At 49.9% G+C, this 14,373-nt stretch carries 11 protein-coding genes and 1 tRNA gene; 3 read left to right on the top strand and 9 right to left on the bottom strand.

Annotated elements, in window-relative coordinates; all coding sequences use genetic code 11:
* Positions 1 to 80: 80 nt before the first annotated feature.
* The 4 genes from ACJ9Y9_RS19630 to ACJ9Y9_RS19615 all read right to left on the bottom strand — a co-directional run bounded on the left by ACJ9Y9_RS19630 (position 81) and on the right by ACJ9Y9_RS19615 (position 5,337).
* On the bottom strand, positions 81 to 2,042 hold the full coding sequence (locus tag ACJ9Y9_RS19630; RefSeq protein ID WP_016154418.1) for a DUF3732 domain-containing protein: 1,962 nt from the start codon (positions 2,040 to 2,042) through the stop codon (positions 81 to 83).
* On the bottom strand, positions 2,039 to 2,527 hold the full coding sequence (locus ACJ9Y9_RS19625) for a three component ABC system middle component (RefSeq protein WP_016154417.1): 489 nt from the start codon (positions 2,525 to 2,527) through the stop codon (positions 2,039 to 2,041). Before ACJ9Y9_RS19625 ends, ACJ9Y9_RS19630 begins: the two co-directional genes overlap by 4 nt.
* Positions 2,524 to 3,747, bottom strand: a complete 1,224-nt coding sequence (locus ACJ9Y9_RS19620) for an ABC-three component system protein (protein WP_016154416.1) — start codon at positions 3,745 to 3,747, stop codon at positions 2,524 to 2,526. Before ACJ9Y9_RS19620 ends, ACJ9Y9_RS19625 begins: the two co-directional genes overlap by 4 nt.
* 567 nt (positions 3,748 to 4,314) lie before the next feature.
* Entirely contained in the window at positions 4,315 to 5,337 is a 1,023-nt protein-coding gene (locus tag ACJ9Y9_RS19615; RefSeq protein ID WP_016154415.1) for an IS110 family transposase, read from the bottom strand.
* Positions 5,338 to 5,479: 142 nt separating this feature from the next.
* Here ACJ9Y9_RS19615 and ACJ9Y9_RS19610 point away from each other — a divergent pair, with 142 nt between their 5' ends.
* On the top strand, positions 5,480 to 5,695 hold the full coding sequence (locus ACJ9Y9_RS19610; RefSeq protein WP_223822565.1) for a DeoR family transcriptional regulator: 216 nt from the start codon (positions 5,480 to 5,482) through the stop codon (positions 5,693 to 5,695).
* A gap of 43 nt (positions 5,696 to 5,738) precedes the next feature.
* Here the strand turns inward: ACJ9Y9_RS19610 and ACJ9Y9_RS19605 are convergent, their stop codons facing one another.
* From ACJ9Y9_RS19605 to ACJ9Y9_RS19595, 3 genes are all read right to left on the bottom strand, one after another.
* Positions 5,739 to 6,929: a phage integrase central domain-containing protein gene (locus ACJ9Y9_RS19605; RefSeq protein ID WP_016154414.1), complete on the bottom strand. Its 1,191-nt coding sequence runs from the start codon at positions 6,927 to 6,929 to the stop codon at positions 5,739 to 5,741.
* Between the two features lie 175 nt (positions 6,930 to 7,104).
* Positions 7,105 to 7,180: transfer RNA gene (locus ACJ9Y9_RS19600), tRNA-Phe, on the bottom strand.
* Between the two features lie 95 nt (positions 7,181 to 7,275).
* A complete protein-coding gene (locus tag ACJ9Y9_RS19595) occupies positions 7,276 to 7,992 on the bottom strand; it encodes a DUF554 domain-containing protein (RefSeq protein ID WP_028018403.1) in 717 nt (238 codons plus the stop codon).
* A 181-nt stretch (positions 7,993 to 8,173) separates the two neighbouring features.
* Here ACJ9Y9_RS19595 and ACJ9Y9_RS19590 point away from each other — a divergent pair, with 181 nt between their 5' ends.
* Complete coding sequence (locus ACJ9Y9_RS19590; RefSeq protein ID WP_028018402.1) at positions 8,174 to 10,309, top strand: ornithine decarboxylase; 2,136 nt, start codon at positions 8,174 to 8,176, stop codon at positions 10,307 to 10,309.
* Between the two features lie 42 nt (positions 10,310 to 10,351).
* Here the strand turns inward: ACJ9Y9_RS19590 and ACJ9Y9_RS19585 are convergent, their stop codons facing one another.
* Positions 10,352 to 11,044 (bottom strand): response regulator, encoded by a 693-nt coding sequence (locus ACJ9Y9_RS19585; RefSeq protein ID WP_028018401.1) that lies wholly within the window; start codon positions 11,042 to 11,044, stop codon positions 10,352 to 10,354.
* Complete coding sequence (locus tag ACJ9Y9_RS19580) at positions 11,034 to 12,659, bottom strand: sensor histidine kinase (protein WP_028018400.1); 1,626 nt, start codon at positions 12,657 to 12,659, stop codon at positions 11,034 to 11,036. Before ACJ9Y9_RS19580 ends, ACJ9Y9_RS19585 begins: the two co-directional genes overlap by 11 nt.
* 345 nt (positions 12,660 to 13,004) lie before the next feature.
* On the opposite strand from ACJ9Y9_RS19580, the gene ACJ9Y9_RS19575 reads away from it, so the two are divergent.
* Complete coding sequence (locus ACJ9Y9_RS19575) at positions 13,005 to 14,366, top strand: 2-hydroxycarboxylate transporter family protein (protein ID WP_028018399.1); 1,362 nt, start codon at positions 13,005 to 13,007, stop codon at positions 14,364 to 14,366.
* The last annotated feature ends 7 nt before the right edge of the window (positions 14,367 to 14,373 follow it).

Here is a 14,373-nt window from a genome sequence, read left to right as displayed (position 1 = left end):
CACCATGGAGGTCCGTTGATATGAATTTGGTGCAAGACTCGCAATCGAACCAAAGATGCGGGGATTTTCAAAACTCGTGCTTAATTTGGTAATTCTGACGGTAAAGGCCAGTCTTCTGGTACCAGGGCAGGGGGCTTGGTCCAGGGAAGCTCGGTTAAAGCATCCTGGAACCACTGGTCGCGAAGATTTGCGTGCTCTGTCACGATAAGCTGGAAGCCTGGGACTTCTTCTTGTGTAAACTTCAGCAGTAACGCAAACAGTCTACGTACTGCTGCTAAGTCAGCATCAGCTTCCGTTTTCTGAACAGTACCATCAGCTTCCTGGTAAATTTTTTCAGAAGGGAAATAAACTTGGGTAGGCTGATCAATTAAAAGAAACTGAGGAATGGGGCAATTGTTCTTTGAAGCAAAGAGATGAAGGGCTAACAAGGCAGACAGGTGATAAGCGAGATGATTTTCGCCACCGCCAGTTCGACTCATTGGTACCGGACGATCTGTACGATCAAAGATAATAGTCATTTGGCTTAGATCAAACCGTGCAGGGAGCCCCTGAAATTCTGCATCAAAAGCCTGGATGTAGCGTGTAATCTGTGACGAAATGTTATTCAGAATAGATATGAGTCTTTCATGGCTGCTATCAGCTCCAAATTTCCTTTGTAGGTCTTCGACTTTGAGCTTTAGACGACGATTTTCTGCTTCATATGTGGCCAGTTCTGAGTTAGGTACAAGGTCTTCAAGGAACAAACTTATACGACCAATTACTCTTGCCGCAGCATTATTGCGTGTGCCTAATTGCTCAATAACTTCGTTTGCCGCGATTGCCGCAGCAAGCTCCACTTCTTTGGCTCTTATCGAACTTACAATGGTCTGAACCTCATCTTCTAGTTCAGTAAGATAAACATCCATTTTAGGGCGTTGGCCAGCCACAATGCTCATTTCAGCGTCGAGAGTTGTTAGTTCGCTCAGGAGTGCTTTAGCAATTGGAGATTCCAGTGCTAAATTTGCTTCACAGAATGGCCATTGCCATTCACCAGTTTCCGGATTTTTCGGTAGAGCCTTGATAGAAGATAATCGGTCTTGCTGCTCTAAAACTTCGTTTTCAAAATTACCTGATTGCTTGGCATACATCCGAGCAGAATCAATTCGGGACTGGGTCTGACGTCTGTCTTGTCGTAAACCAGCAATTTCATTTTCAAGAATGGATATTCTATGTCCATCGTCTTCAGGTAGGGGGGACGGAATCCATTGCATTGCAGAACGCAAAACATCAATTACTTCGTCAGTTCCGATTCTCTCTTTGTCTTGTGTGATGATACCCACGGCTCTGGCTTCAGATAAAAGCCCAGAACCTTTTAGCAGTGATGTATCGATTGTATCGCGAGCTTGTTCAAGACGTTTGGCGTTGATTTTCAGATCTCGTTGTGCTGTTCGGAGTTTGGCCTCAAGTTCATAGCGATCATTTGATGAAATACCTAAAAGAATCGGTAATGTGTCGCGAATAGCTTGTGGCTGAAATGCCTCATTTTGTCGATAAAAAAGTTGATCTTTATTTGCTACAAGGCCCTGCTTTTGGAAAAGGTAATAAAAAGTATGCTTGATGTTTGCTTCAAAGCTTTCTCTGCTGTGCCCAATTGCCACGTCTGTACGGTTCTCGCGGATGCCAAGTAATCGTGACAACAGTGCGACTACAGAATCATCATCGGTGTTAACCGAGAGGTCTTTGAAATTTGGTGCGGTCAGTTCATTTCCTCGTCGCAGCATAACGGTGCCACAGCTTGTGGCTCCTGCATTTGGTGTTGGTTTCGCGATTAGTACTTGTTCCTGTGAAAATTGATAAATGACTGCGAACCATGACACTTTATCGCGAATAATACCTTCTGGTACGTTAAAAGTAGATCGACCCATACAGTATTCAATGATCTCAGAAAGAGCTGATTTACCGGTTGAGGAACGGCCAGTAATGACATTTAAACCATTAACCTTAAATTGCAGGTCCCGACGTTGGCCATCATGGCTGTAGACATGAATCGACTTAATTTTCATGGGCGTATTCCAAAGGTCGTGTACACCGTAACGCGATCTGCAATACGGGCAAATTCTTTTCCTATATAGCGCGCGACACGCTGGCATGAGATTGATTCTTCAGTCCCTATGACCGATTTGCGAACTTTATTAGGTATTGTTTTCAATCGGCCGTCTTGCGTTACGACAAAACATCCTCGTTCCATGAGCACTCCAAAAGCTTCAAGCGTAAATGGCAGCATATTATTGACGCGGTTAGCAAAATTAATGAGTAATTTGGGATTGTTTTCTATAGTTTTCAAAAGGTAGCGGCGAGGATTTTCAGCAAACACTTGGCGAGAATCTTTTTGCAGACATAATGGTAAAACTAAAAGAGCGAGAGAAAATGGCATGCCCTGTGAGTTTTCCTCTTCGTAGCTCTGCATTGCTCTGAATAGTACAACACCACAAAATGCAGGATTGAAAAGATTCCTTATCTCGAATGGACGCTGATCCCATTGCTTCATGCTTGGGCTCCCAACAATTGCCCAATTCTATTTAGGAAGTGGGGATGCCAGAAAATTTTGGGTAGTGGTCTACTGTTCGCAAGGATGTGAAATCCTCCTCGAACTACATAAGGCTCAGTCACTCGTTCTCGGATTCGCAATGAGTGAATATTACCACTTTCAAGATCGGCCCATTGATACAATGCTTTTCCCGCAGTAATAAGTACTTCGTCAGCTGAATTTTCATCTAATTCTTCAAAAACTACGTCTTTATAGCGACTCCATTCATCAACAAGGCGGTCTTCATAATCTTCCATCTCTCCTGTTACCAAAAGGTTTTCACGCGCCCATGAAGAACGCTGCTCAAATGCTCGGTAGTAGTCGAGAATAGCGTTTCGGATACGATTAGAGGAAACCCCTATTTCACGGAGTTGCACAACAAAGAGCCTGGGATCATTCATCGCATCGATTTCTCCAACGGGAATTTTTCCTCTGAACGTAATCGGCAGATTGTCCGATTTGTACTCTTCAGAAAATGCTGCAAGTTTGTCGGAAATCTCATAACCAAAAATCGCCTCTTTACGTTTCCCTGTTAGCAGATCGACTATCGTGTTATTCCACCACCCTTCAAGTCGTTCAAAAATAGCGTCTCGGTTATCGCGTCTAATGATACGCATGTGTTGATTTTTGATAATTGTTGGGAGGTCTTCAATGCGAGGCCCGCCATCAAATATGATTATCCGTGATAAGAAGTCATCTTTTTGCTCATCAGTCAGTTTATTGAACTCATCGGCTATTGCCGTGATCAGTTTTGACTTGCTTCTAGCCAGAGCTGTGTTGGTGAGTTGAGTTATTGATACTGAATTATCGTCTTTTGTTGGCGGTTCGACTAAGAAGTGTTGCAGGAACGAGGAGTTTGAGATAGATCCGGTCGTAAACAAAAAGAAACGAAGATTTGCTTCGGTTTTACCATCACGATTATAGCGGTCAAGCCAGATGCGGACTGACTTCCAAAAATCGGTAGACAGGTCGGTTAGAGTATCCCCATCCCCTTTGTGTTTGAGCGATGCCAGTGTTTTGACACCATCAAAACTAACGAAGTCTAGGTCATCATCTTTTTCGATCAAAACAGATGTATCTTCTGGCCACTGAAGAAGCTTAAGTAGCGCAAAACGAGGCTGATAGATATACCCTAAGCCCTGTTCACCAGCAGCGTATTGATCGCTAGATACTCCGGTCATTTTAAGTCCCTGCGTCGATTGCGCTTTCAGCTGTACGGAAAATGGCTCATGAAAGCAACAAGTTACCATCCAATGTTTGGTGGTACGTATCACATCATCGATATTAGCTTAAAACAATACCACTGTGTTTCCTGCGTGAATAGAAAAAGTAAGTACTTGAGAATGCTAAATGTGAAGTGAATAGCCTTCCGTGCCGAGGTTTATCGTGCTGATGAGGCACTTTGTAACCTGAATGGAAAACGGCGTTCGGTCATGTGAAGGTTTTTGTTGTAAAAACGCTTCTTAATAGGGGGACCTATATGGTCTTCCCCCGTATTGCAAGAACGCAGTGACAATGAAAGTAACAGGTTTGCTTTCGTATATTCGGCCTGTTGATGAAGCTACTGCTTCTGGCCTTGATGAAACATTCGCGCATATCGTCCTTAACGCTTACACGGCCTTGATTAATTCTGGCCAAGCCCCGATCCCAGGTTTTCGATATGCAGGTTTGACCTGTTTTTCATCGTTTCTGCTTTCTACGCAATGCTGGAGTTAACGGTATAAATTACCCTGTTTCAACTTCTTATTTCATGCTACCGAAACCCGGTAAACTTCATTACGAGTGATAATAACCCAGACAATACGAATTAACTTATTTGCCAGGGCGACGACTGCCCTGTTAAATCCTCGTTTCTCCCGGACCAGGTTAACCCATGAGCTAAGTTGATCCGTTTTGCCTGCGGATCTGAACAAAACAGCTCGGGCACCATGTATCAGCATTGATCTGACGTAGCTGTTTCCACATTTGGTGATCCCCAGAAGAACCTGTTGCCCCCCTGTGCTGAATTGTCGTGGAACCAACCCAAGAGCCGCTGAAGCATCCCGACCTCTTTTAAACTGTTTTCCATCACCCATCCAGCTTTTCACTGCCAGACTAACCAGTGGACCAAAACCCGGAATAGAAAGTAGGCGCTGGCATACTGAATCCCCGGCGGCATTTTTTCGCTGTCGGTTGTCATACCATATGAGTTCATCATCCAGAGCCGCCAGCCGCTGATATTGCCGTTGTAACAGTTCACGCATCTGGGGCGTAAATCCATTCTCTGCATCTTCAAGCAACTCGGGTAATTTACGTCGAAGCTCAGTTGCGCCTTTACGCAAAACAATACCATACTCTGCCATTAACCCTCTGATATGGTTGATTAACTGCGTTCTTTCTTCAGAAACAAGTCGTCGCATTTTTAAAAAGGTTTGTTCATCCTGCTGAGATAGCGTTTTTACCGGAACTGGGCGAATTGTTCCGTGCCAGCAGGCTTCGGCAATGGCCTGAGCATCGTTATAGTCGTTTTTCTGGCGACGCTGATAAGCCCTGACGTGCTGAGCGGGTAGCATCACAACATCATGCCCCGTCTTTTGAATTTCTCTGGCCCAGTGATGAGAAGCACCACATGCCTCCATGGCGACAATCATCCTGGACTGTGTCGTAAACCAGCCAATCAACTTTTCACGAGAGAGCTTAATCCTTCCACCAGGCTTCCCTTCCGGTGAAAGGCTGAAAAGATAAAAATTTGTTTTCGCAAGATCAATTCCAATAATGTTCAGCCTTGACATGGTTTCTCACCCTTTCAACGCTGATTGAATTACCACCATCATGACGGTATTGAGAGTCGCCGTGAAGGAGGGGGTAGACCATCTCATCGCTTACGTTGCTGATGAAGACATTACAAACATCGCGGTGTATTAATCAACGGGGATCAGGTCAACCCGCCTCAACAATGGCGAGTCACTGACCGTCAGGAGCCTTGCTGACGAATTTAGCATTTGCGAAAAAACAATACGGCGTGATCTGACCGAACGTCTTGCTTACCTGAACTTGCTCCGACAGGGAAAGCAGTACTGGATCGCTTCACGTTTAAGTCCATACAGCGCGGTAAATATGCCAGAAGGTTATAGAACAAACAAAAAATAAAAGAATTACGTTCCCCGCACCTTCAGGTGCGGGTGAACAACCACTAACTTTTTGTCGATGAACTGAGAAGATTGTCAATATAATCAGCGTACCACTGCATCATTTCTCGTCTTCCATCCAGATACTGTGCATGGTTATATGTGCCGCGAATGCTGTTTTTATCCACGTGAGCGAGCTGCATCTCGATCCAGACTGTATTAAACCCCTGCTCATGCAAAATGGTGCTCATAGTGTGGCGAAAGCCGTGTCCGGTAGCTTTACCATCGTAGCCGATACGTTTGATAACCATGTTGATACTGGCTTCACTCATCGGTTTGTTGATGTTGCAGCGCCCTGGAAACACGAGTTGATACTGACCGGTATAAGTGCGGAGTTCCAGCAGGATCGACAGAACCTGGTCTGACAAAGGCACCAGATGTTTGCGGCGCTTTTTCATCCGGCTTTCGGGGATTGTCCACAATGCATTCTCCAGATCAAACTCTTGCCATTCTGCAGCGCGAAGTTCAATCGTACGAACCCCCGTCAGTAGCAGCAGACTGGTTGCCATACGCGTAATGCAACTGCCATGGTAATTAGCCAGACTGGCAAGGAACGCGGGTAACTCGGATGCCTGTAGGTGAGGGAAGTGCTCGGTCTTTGGTGCGGTCAGAGTACCGGTCAGTTCCGCAGCTGGATTAATCGTCGCACGCCCTGTTGCTATGGCGTAACGGAAGATCTGATTGCAGTACTGCCGGACCTTACGTAATTTTTCCAGCGAACCGCGTTTTTCAATCAGCCGTAAAACTTCCAGCATCTCCAGAGGCAGGATCTCAGCGACAGGGCGTTTGCCCACATACGGGAAAATATCCTTCTCCAGCGCCTCCTGAACGCTTTCTGCGTAGCTTTCCGACCATGAGATACACTTATGCTTATGCCACTCCATGGCGAGTGCCCTGAAGGTATTTACGACGGATATTTTTTTGGCGAGTTTTTCGAGCTGCTTTTTCTCACTCGGATCGCCGCCATCAGCAATCACTTTTCTGGCTTCATCGCGTTTTACACGCGCGTCAGCCAGAGAGATTTCAGGATAAACACCGATAGATAACTTTTTCTCTTTACCGGCGATACGGTATTTCATACGCCAGTAGCGTTTTCCGGTGGTGGTTACCAGGAGAAAAAGGCCACGTTCGTCAGAGAGTTTATAGTCCTTCTCTTTAGGCTTGGCGGTCTCGACCTGCCGGGCTGTCAGTGCCATATGGGGGCCTCAATTTTCATTGAACACAAAGAGCCCCCTGAAAAGCCCCCGGATGCAACTTGATTTAGAGAGAATCGAGTTGAGGTCAGTGGAGTTCGTAATGTTGGAAAGTGGCGTATAGCAGTGATTATACTTGAGTTTTGTGATGTTTGGGAGACGTACATTGAAGTGAAAGTGGTGCCCGGACTCGGAATCGAACCAAGGACACGGGGATTTTCAATCCCCTGCTCTACCGACTGAGCTATCCGGGCAACGGGGCGCATTAAACCCGATCTGCCCCCGGTCGTCAACGAAATTTGTTGTTTTCGTTACAGACTGCGCAATCTCTCACCATTTCGCCGCAAACTTAAGCGAAAAGGTGCGTCCAGAGCGCAGAGAGTGGCATGGCGATCAATAGTGCAGGCAGCATATTCACCACGGCAAACATCTTAATTCCGCAGATGCGCAACCCGGTTGCCAGCAGGAGCAGTCCGCCAACGGCAGTGAAATCGGCCATCATCGCCGGCGTTGTCAGCGGGAGAATCAATGTGGCGCAGGTGGCGAGCGCCAGCTGGATTATCAGCATCGGGACGCAAATCACCGCAACGGCGACGCCAAGGGTAGTGGCGAAAATGGTGGCGGTGAAGAAATCGAGAAACGCTTTCGCAATCAATATGCTCGGGTCGCCAGTCATCCCTTCCTGCATCGAACCAAAAATCCCCGTACCGCTGGCGCAAAACAGAATAATGATTGCTACATAGTTCTGAATAAACGACTCGTGCGTGCCGTGTTTCGCTTTGCCGCCTGGTCGGGAAATCAGGTTTTTGGCTCTACTCACCGCACTGTTAATGCCTTTTTCCAGATAGCAGAATTCGCCAATCAGCGCGCCGAGCAGGGTCGCCAGCACCATCACCGGCAGGTTGGCGCACTTGATCACCAGCAGAATGCCAATCCCTAACGACGCCAGACCGAATATAGAAGGCATAGATGAGCGAATACGCTCCGGCAATCGCTGACTCAACACTGCGCCGAGAACACCGCCCAGCAATACGGCTCCCGCATTGATAAATGGCCCGATAACCACGCTTAACTCCTGTTACTTAATCATTGGTATTGCATGATTATGACATGTTAGTGCTGCATTACGCTTGGCTTTGGGTGGTTTAATGCATAATGATTCCTTCTTGCACCTGAAAATAAAAGGTGACATTATTGCGCGAATTTTCTCCTCCCTGTCTCACCACTCGGTGAGGGTAACTGCGCTTATGAAAACCATGAAAATCGCCGTCAGCCGCGAGCTGCTCTCTTCTGTGTCTACGCACCGTGAAAAGGTGACGCTGGACAATACTGATTTCACCGATGTGGCGGCAGTCGTTATTTCGACGGCTGACAGTCGCAGCGGCATTCTTGCGTTGTTGAAACGTACGGGCTTTCAGCTACCGGTGTTTATTTTCTCTCAGGAGCCAACGGATGTACCCGACGGCGCCACCGCGGTTATCTCGGGAAAAGCTCAGGAGTTTCTGGAACTCGAAACTGCTGCCAGCCGTTACGAAGAGAATCTGTTGCCACCCTTTTTCGACACCCTGAGCCAGTATGTGGAGATGGGCAACAGCACCTTTGCCTGCCCGGGACACCAGCATGGCGCATTTTTCAAAAAACACCCAGCAGGGCGGCAGTTCTATGATTTCTTCGGGGAGAACGTGTTCCGCGCCGATATGTGCAATGCTGATGTGAAACTGGGCGATCTTTTGATCCACGAAGGGTCCGCTAAGCACGCGCAAAAGTTCGCGGCAAAAGTGTTCAACGCGGATAAAACCTACTTTGTGCTGAACGGTACGTCGGCGGCCAACAAGGTCGTGACCAACGCGCTGTTGACCCGCGGCGACCTGGTGCTTTTTGATCGCAACAACCATAAATCTAACCACCACGGGGCGCTGATCCAGGCGGGGGCCACGCCGGTTTATCTGGAGGCTGCACGTAACCCGTTTGGTTTTATTGGCGGGATTGACGAGCACTGCTTTAATGACGCTTATTTGCGGGACCTGATCCGCGAGGCGGCTCCGGAGAAAGCCGACGAGGTGCGTCCGTTCCGCCTGGCGATCATTCAGCTTGGCACCTACGATGGGACGATCTACAACGCCCGCCAGGTGATCGACAAGATCGGTCATCTGTGTGACTACATCCTTTTTGACTCGGCCTGGGTGGGCTACGAGCAATTTATTCCGATGATGGCGGAAACATCCCCGCTGTTACTGGAGCTGAACGAGAACGATCCGGGCATTTTCGTGACCCAGTCGGTGCATAAACAGCAGGCCGGGTTCTCGCAAACCTCTCAGATCCATAAAAAGGATAACCATATTCGCGGTCAGGCACGTTTCTGTCCGCACAAGCGGCTGAACAATGCGTTTATGCTGCATGCCTCCACCAGTCCATTTTATCCGCTGTTCGCAGCGCTGGATGTGAATGCCAAGATCCACGAAGGGGAAAGCGGACGCAGGCTGTGGGCGGAGTGCGTCGAGCTGGGTATTGAAGCGCGCAAGGCAATCATTGCCAACTGTCATATGATCAAACCGTTTATCCCACCAGTGGTGGCGGGGCGGCCGTGGCAGGATCATCCGACACATGCCATCGCCAGTGAGCTGCGCTTCTTCAGCTTTGAACCGGGTGCCAAATGGCACGGGTTTGAGGGGTATGCCCGCGAGCAGTACTTTGTCGACCCGTGCAAGCTGCTGCTGACCACGCCGGGCATTGATGCAGAAACGGGGGAGTACACGGATTTCGGGATCCCGGCGACGATTCTGGCACACTACCTGCGTGAAAACGGCATCGTGCCGGAGAAATGCGATCTCAACTCGATCCTGTTCCTGCTGACGCCCGCCGAAAACAGCGAGAAGCTGGCGCAGCTGGTGGCGATGCTGGGGCAGTTTGAACAGCATATCGAAGACGATACGCCACTGGCTGACGTGCTGCCGACGATCTTCCAGAAATACCCGGTGCGCTATCGGGATTATACGCTCCGACAGCTGTGTCAGGAGATGCACGATCTCTACGTCAGCTTCGACGTGAAGGATTTGCAGAAGGCGATGTTCCGCAAGGAGAGCCTGCCGGAGGTGGTGATGAATCCGCAGGATGCCAACCAGGCGTATATTCGCGGTAACGTAGAGCTGGTGCGCATACGAGATGCGGAAGGACGCATTGCTGCCGAGGGGGCGCTGCCATACCCGCCAGGCGTACTGTGCGTGGTACCGGGTGAAATCTGGGGCGGGGCGGTACAGCGTTACTTCCTGGCGCTAGAGGAGGGCATTAACCTGCTGCCGGGCTTCTCGCCGGAACTTCAGGGTGTGTACAGCGAGAAGGATGCCGACGGGATCAAGCGGCTGTATGGGTATGTGTTGAGATAGTACAGGCCCTAACCCTCTCCCTGTGGGAGAGGGAACATTTCATCAAACGGCACTACGCCTGTACATCCTCCTCGGATGCCCAATCTTGCCGTACAGCATCTCCACCGTCAGAAACCCCGCTTCCACACAGTGCTCCAGATAGCGCCGGGTAGTAGTTTTACTTAACCCGGTTTCCTGTACCACCTCATCGACTGAAAAACAGTGTGTGGCCTGCTCGTTAAACAGCGCCTGTACCCGCGCCAGCGTATTTTCCTCAATGCCTTTGCTGCCGTTGTCCTGGCGGTAGTTTTTCGCCTGTAGCTGATACAGCGAATCGACGTTTTGCTGGTCGACAATCTTCCAGACGCGCTGTTGCTCGGCGAATTGGACAAACCGCTCCAGCGACTGGCTGAGCCGCTTCCAGGAGACGGGTTTGAGGATGTAGTCGAAAGCGCCATTACGAATAGCCTGGCTGCAGGTGTCCATATCGCTGGCGGCGGTAATGAAAATCACCGAGCAGTTGGCACGGGCGAGCATGGGGTTATTGATAAGCGAGATACCTTTGCCATCAGGCAGGTAGTTATCCAGCAGCATGAGCTGCGGCTGTTTGCTTTCAAGCTCCGCCTGGGCTGCAGCCAACGACGAGGCAATGCCCACCAGCCTCAGACGCGGATGCTTGCCTATCAGCTCTGCGTGCAGCTGCGCCAGCTCGTTCTCGTCTTCCACAATCAGTACGTCGATAAGTTCATGTTGCATAGTCGGTGTTTTCCAGTTGCCGGGCGGTTCCCGTGGCCGGGATAAACAAGGAGAAAATGGCGCCGCGCGGGGTATTATCGGCAACTTCTATCGCGCCGCCAGCCTGCGTAACATAGCTTTCGATCAGATACAGGCCAATCCCATGATCGCCGCGCGTTTTGGTGGTGATACCGCGTTCAAATATCCTGTCACGGATCTCCGGTTGAATGCCCACGCCCTGGTCCGCCACTTCAATAATCAGCTCCTGTTCGCTGAGCTTAATCAGTACCTCCACCGGCGCGTGGGGCAGTGGCGACCGCTGCGTCGCTTCAATGGCGTTATCCAGCAGGTTACCAATAATTGAAATCAGCTCTTGTTCCCCAAGGGGCAGGAACGGTCTGTCCAGTCGACAGGCCGGGTCGAAACTCAGTTCAACACCTTTCTCCCGCGCGCGGGCGGCTTTCCCCAGCAGCAGACCGCACAGAGTTGGAGAGCTGAAGCGAGAGGAGATAAAGTCCAGCAACTCCTGGGCGTGTTCAGACTGCGCCTGAATGTAGCCAATCGCCTCTTCATAGCGTCCCATATGCAGCAGGCCGGACAAGGTCGTCATCCGGTTTAACTGCTCGTGGCGCATAATGCGCAGGTTATCTACATAGCGTTTTACCTGGCTGAGCTGGGCGCTCAGCGAGTCTATTTCATTGCGATCGCGGAACGTGATCACCCAACCCTGCAGCGACCCCTCAAGCATGATGTGCACCCGGCTGGCAATCACCGTGAGATCGTTAAAACGGCAAATCTCGTCGTGGGTATCTTTCGCCAGCATCGTCTGGGTGTCGAAGAACGGGACCGGATCGATCACCTGGTTTATCAGCTGTCCGCGCAGTTCGCGGGCCGGCTGACTCAGACCCAGCAGTTTGCGCGCTGCCTGGTTGATCACTTCAATGCGCCGCCGATCGTCAATGGCAATCACCCCTTCATAAATAGACTCCATCATCGCCTTTTGCTGGCGCACCAGCAGGCCGATCTCTCGCGGTTCGAGGGAGAAAATCTGCTTCTTAATGCTGCGGGTAAAGAACCAGGAGAAGATGAAGAGGGCCATCAACAACAGCACGGCGGCAATCAGGATATTGACGACTTTACTGACGGTAACGGTATCAAGGTAGCTGGTGAGATAGCCTACCGAAACAATGCCCACCACCTGCCCGGCATCGTTGAAAATGGGGGCTTTACTGCGTAACGAAATGCCCAACCCTCCTTTACGGATGGTGGTGGTACTTTTTCCCTGCAAAACGGCTTCGTTGTCTCCGCCAACCAGCGTAGTACCAACTCTGTCAGCAAAAACGGAATGAAAAAGGTGCTGTCCCTTATTATCTCCAATCACAATAAAGCTGGCGTCACTGTGTGAAGCTATTTTCTGCATAAAGTCGTGAATGCTTTTGATATCTTTTTGTTCAACTTCATCACGTAATGTAGGAATAATCGCAATTTCTTCAGCCTGTATTTTGGCTCGCGCACTCATTTCCTGATAAAGCTGTTTACCGACGTCGACATAATAATATCCGCCCAGTAACGCGAAAAGCACTGAGAAAAAGGCAACCAGCGAAATAAACAGCTTGATCTGAAACGATACTTTCATAACTATCATGCAGGGTATCAATGAGAAGCGCCAATATATCATCTTTTTTCGCGCCAGCCCCCGGTTTGCCGAAAACTTGTGATCCCTTGCACAGCACGGCCTGTAAAAGATTTATCTGAAAGGTTTATCGCCCTGAAACGAAATTCATAAATGTTATTTGTTTGTTCAATTTAGAAAAGAAACCATAAAAACCACGGCAATTAATAAGGCATAAATCACACTAAATAAAAGAAACCATTAAAACCATAGCTGCCATTAAAACTTCGGTTTTAATATGCCATTCCTCACATAAAGTAAGCCTTTGTGACTTTAAGCTGAACGCACAAAATAACCAAGGGGCTTATTATGAGCACAACTGACGACTCTTTCTCTGTTACCCACGACCCGATTGATATTCAGCGGCCATCGCTCAAGGAGCGCTGGTGGCATATTATGGATACCTGGAAAGTCGGGATTATTCCTCTGCCACTGTTTGTCCTGGCGGGCGCGCTGATTGCCATTGACTGTCTGGGCGGAAAACTGCCAAGCGATATCGTGGTGATGGTGGCGACGCTGGCGTTCTTCGGCTTTGCCTGCGGTGAGTTTGGCAAACGCCTGCCGATTGTCGGCAAGCTGGGTGCGGCGGCGATTTGTGCCACCTTTATCCCGTCTGCGCTGGTCTATTATGGCCTGCTGCCGGACGTGGTGGTCGAATCCACAACCAAGTTCTACAAATCCACCAACATTCTCTATCTCTACATCTGCTGCATTATTGTCGGCAGCATCATGAGCATGAACCGTACGGTGCTGATTCAGGGCTTCCTGCGCATCTTCTTCCCGATGCTGTGCGGTGAAATCGTCGGCATGATTGTCGGGATGGGCGTTGGCCTGGCGCTGGGTCTTGAACCTTTCCAGATCTTCTTCTTCATTATTCTGCCAATCATGGCCGGCGGCGTAGGCGAAGGGGCCATTCCTCTTTCGATTGGTTATGCCACCTTGCTGCATATGGACCAGGGCGTTGCGCTCGGCCGCGTGCTGCCGATGGTCATGCTCGGTGGTCTGACGGCGATCATTATCTCTGGCTGCCTGAACCAGCTCGGTAAACGCTACCCGCACCTGACCGGTGAAGGCCAGCTGATGCCAAACCGCGCGAATGCGGATGCCACCGTTTCTCAACCTGCCTTCTCCGGTAAAGCGGATGTCACCACGATTGCGTCTGGCGCGCTGCTGGCGGTGTTGCTCTACATGCTCGGGATGCTCGGTCACAAGCTGATTGGCCTGCCTGCGCCGGTTGGCATGTTGTTTATGGCAGTGCTGGTGAAGCTGTGCAACGGTGCTTCTCCGCGTCTGCTGGAAGGTTCTCAGGTGGTGTACAAATTCTTCCAGACCTCAGTGACTTACCCGATTCTCTTCGCCGTTGGCGTGGCGATCACCCCGTGGCACGAGCTGGTGGCTGCGTTCACCATCAGCAACCTGCTGGTGATTGTGAGCACCGTCTCTGCGCTGGTCGCAACCGGGTTCTTCGTCGGTAAAAAGATTGGGATGCACCCGATTGATGTCGCCATCGTCTCTTGCTGCCAGAGCGGCCAGGGCGGTACCGGTGACGTGGCGATCCTGACCGCAGGCAACCGCATGAGCCTGATGCCATTCGCCCAGATTGCCACCCGTATTGGCGGCGCGATTAACGTCTCTGTCTCACTGCTGATACTGGGCAACTTCCTCGTTTAAGTTTTCA

Source organism: Enterobacter sp. CPE_E1241 (assembly GCF_045618265.1).
GTDB lineage: Bacteria > Pseudomonadota > Gammaproteobacteria > Enterobacterales > Enterobacteriaceae > Enterobacter > Enterobacter adelaidei.
Note: the sequence above shows the minus strand (reverse complement) of the source record. Positions and strands in the feature narration are given on the sequence as shown.

Excerpts from the sequence above, each read along its gene's own strand:
- ACJ9Y9_RS19605 (WP_016154414.1), bottom strand. The coding sequence starts at position 6,929 with ATGGCACTGACAGCCCGGCAGGTCGAGACCGCCAAGCCTAAAGAGAAG.
- ACJ9Y9_RS19625 (WP_016154417.1), bottom strand. The coding sequence starts at position 2,527 with ATGAAGCAATGGGATCAGCGTCCATTCGAGATAAGGAATCTTTTCAAT.
- ACJ9Y9_RS19630 (WP_016154418.1), bottom strand. The coding sequence starts at position 2,042 with ATGAAAATTAAGTCGATTCATGTCTACAGCCATGATGGCCAACGTCGG.
- ACJ9Y9_RS19575 (WP_028018399.1), top strand. The coding sequence starts at position 13,005 with ATGAGCACAACTGACGACTCTTTCTCTGTTACCCACGACCCGATTGAT.
- ACJ9Y9_RS19585 (WP_028018401.1), bottom strand. The coding sequence starts at position 11,044 with ATGCAACATGAACTTATCGACGTACTGATTGTGGAAGACGAGAACGAG.
- ACJ9Y9_RS19580 (WP_028018400.1), bottom strand. The coding sequence starts at position 12,659 with ATGAAAGTATCGTTTCAGATCAAGCTGTTTATTTCGCTGGTTGCCTTT.
- ACJ9Y9_RS19615 (WP_016154415.1), bottom strand. The coding sequence starts at position 5,337 with ATGTCAAGGCTGAACATTATTGGAATTGATCTTGCGAAAACAAATTTT.
- ACJ9Y9_RS19620 (WP_016154416.1), bottom strand. The coding sequence starts at position 3,747 with ATGACCGGAGTATCTAGCGATCAATACGCTGCTGGTGAACAGGGCTTA.
- ACJ9Y9_RS19590 (WP_028018402.1), top strand. The coding sequence starts at position 8,174 with ATGAAAACCATGAAAATCGCCGTCAGCCGCGAGCTGCTCTCTTCTGTG.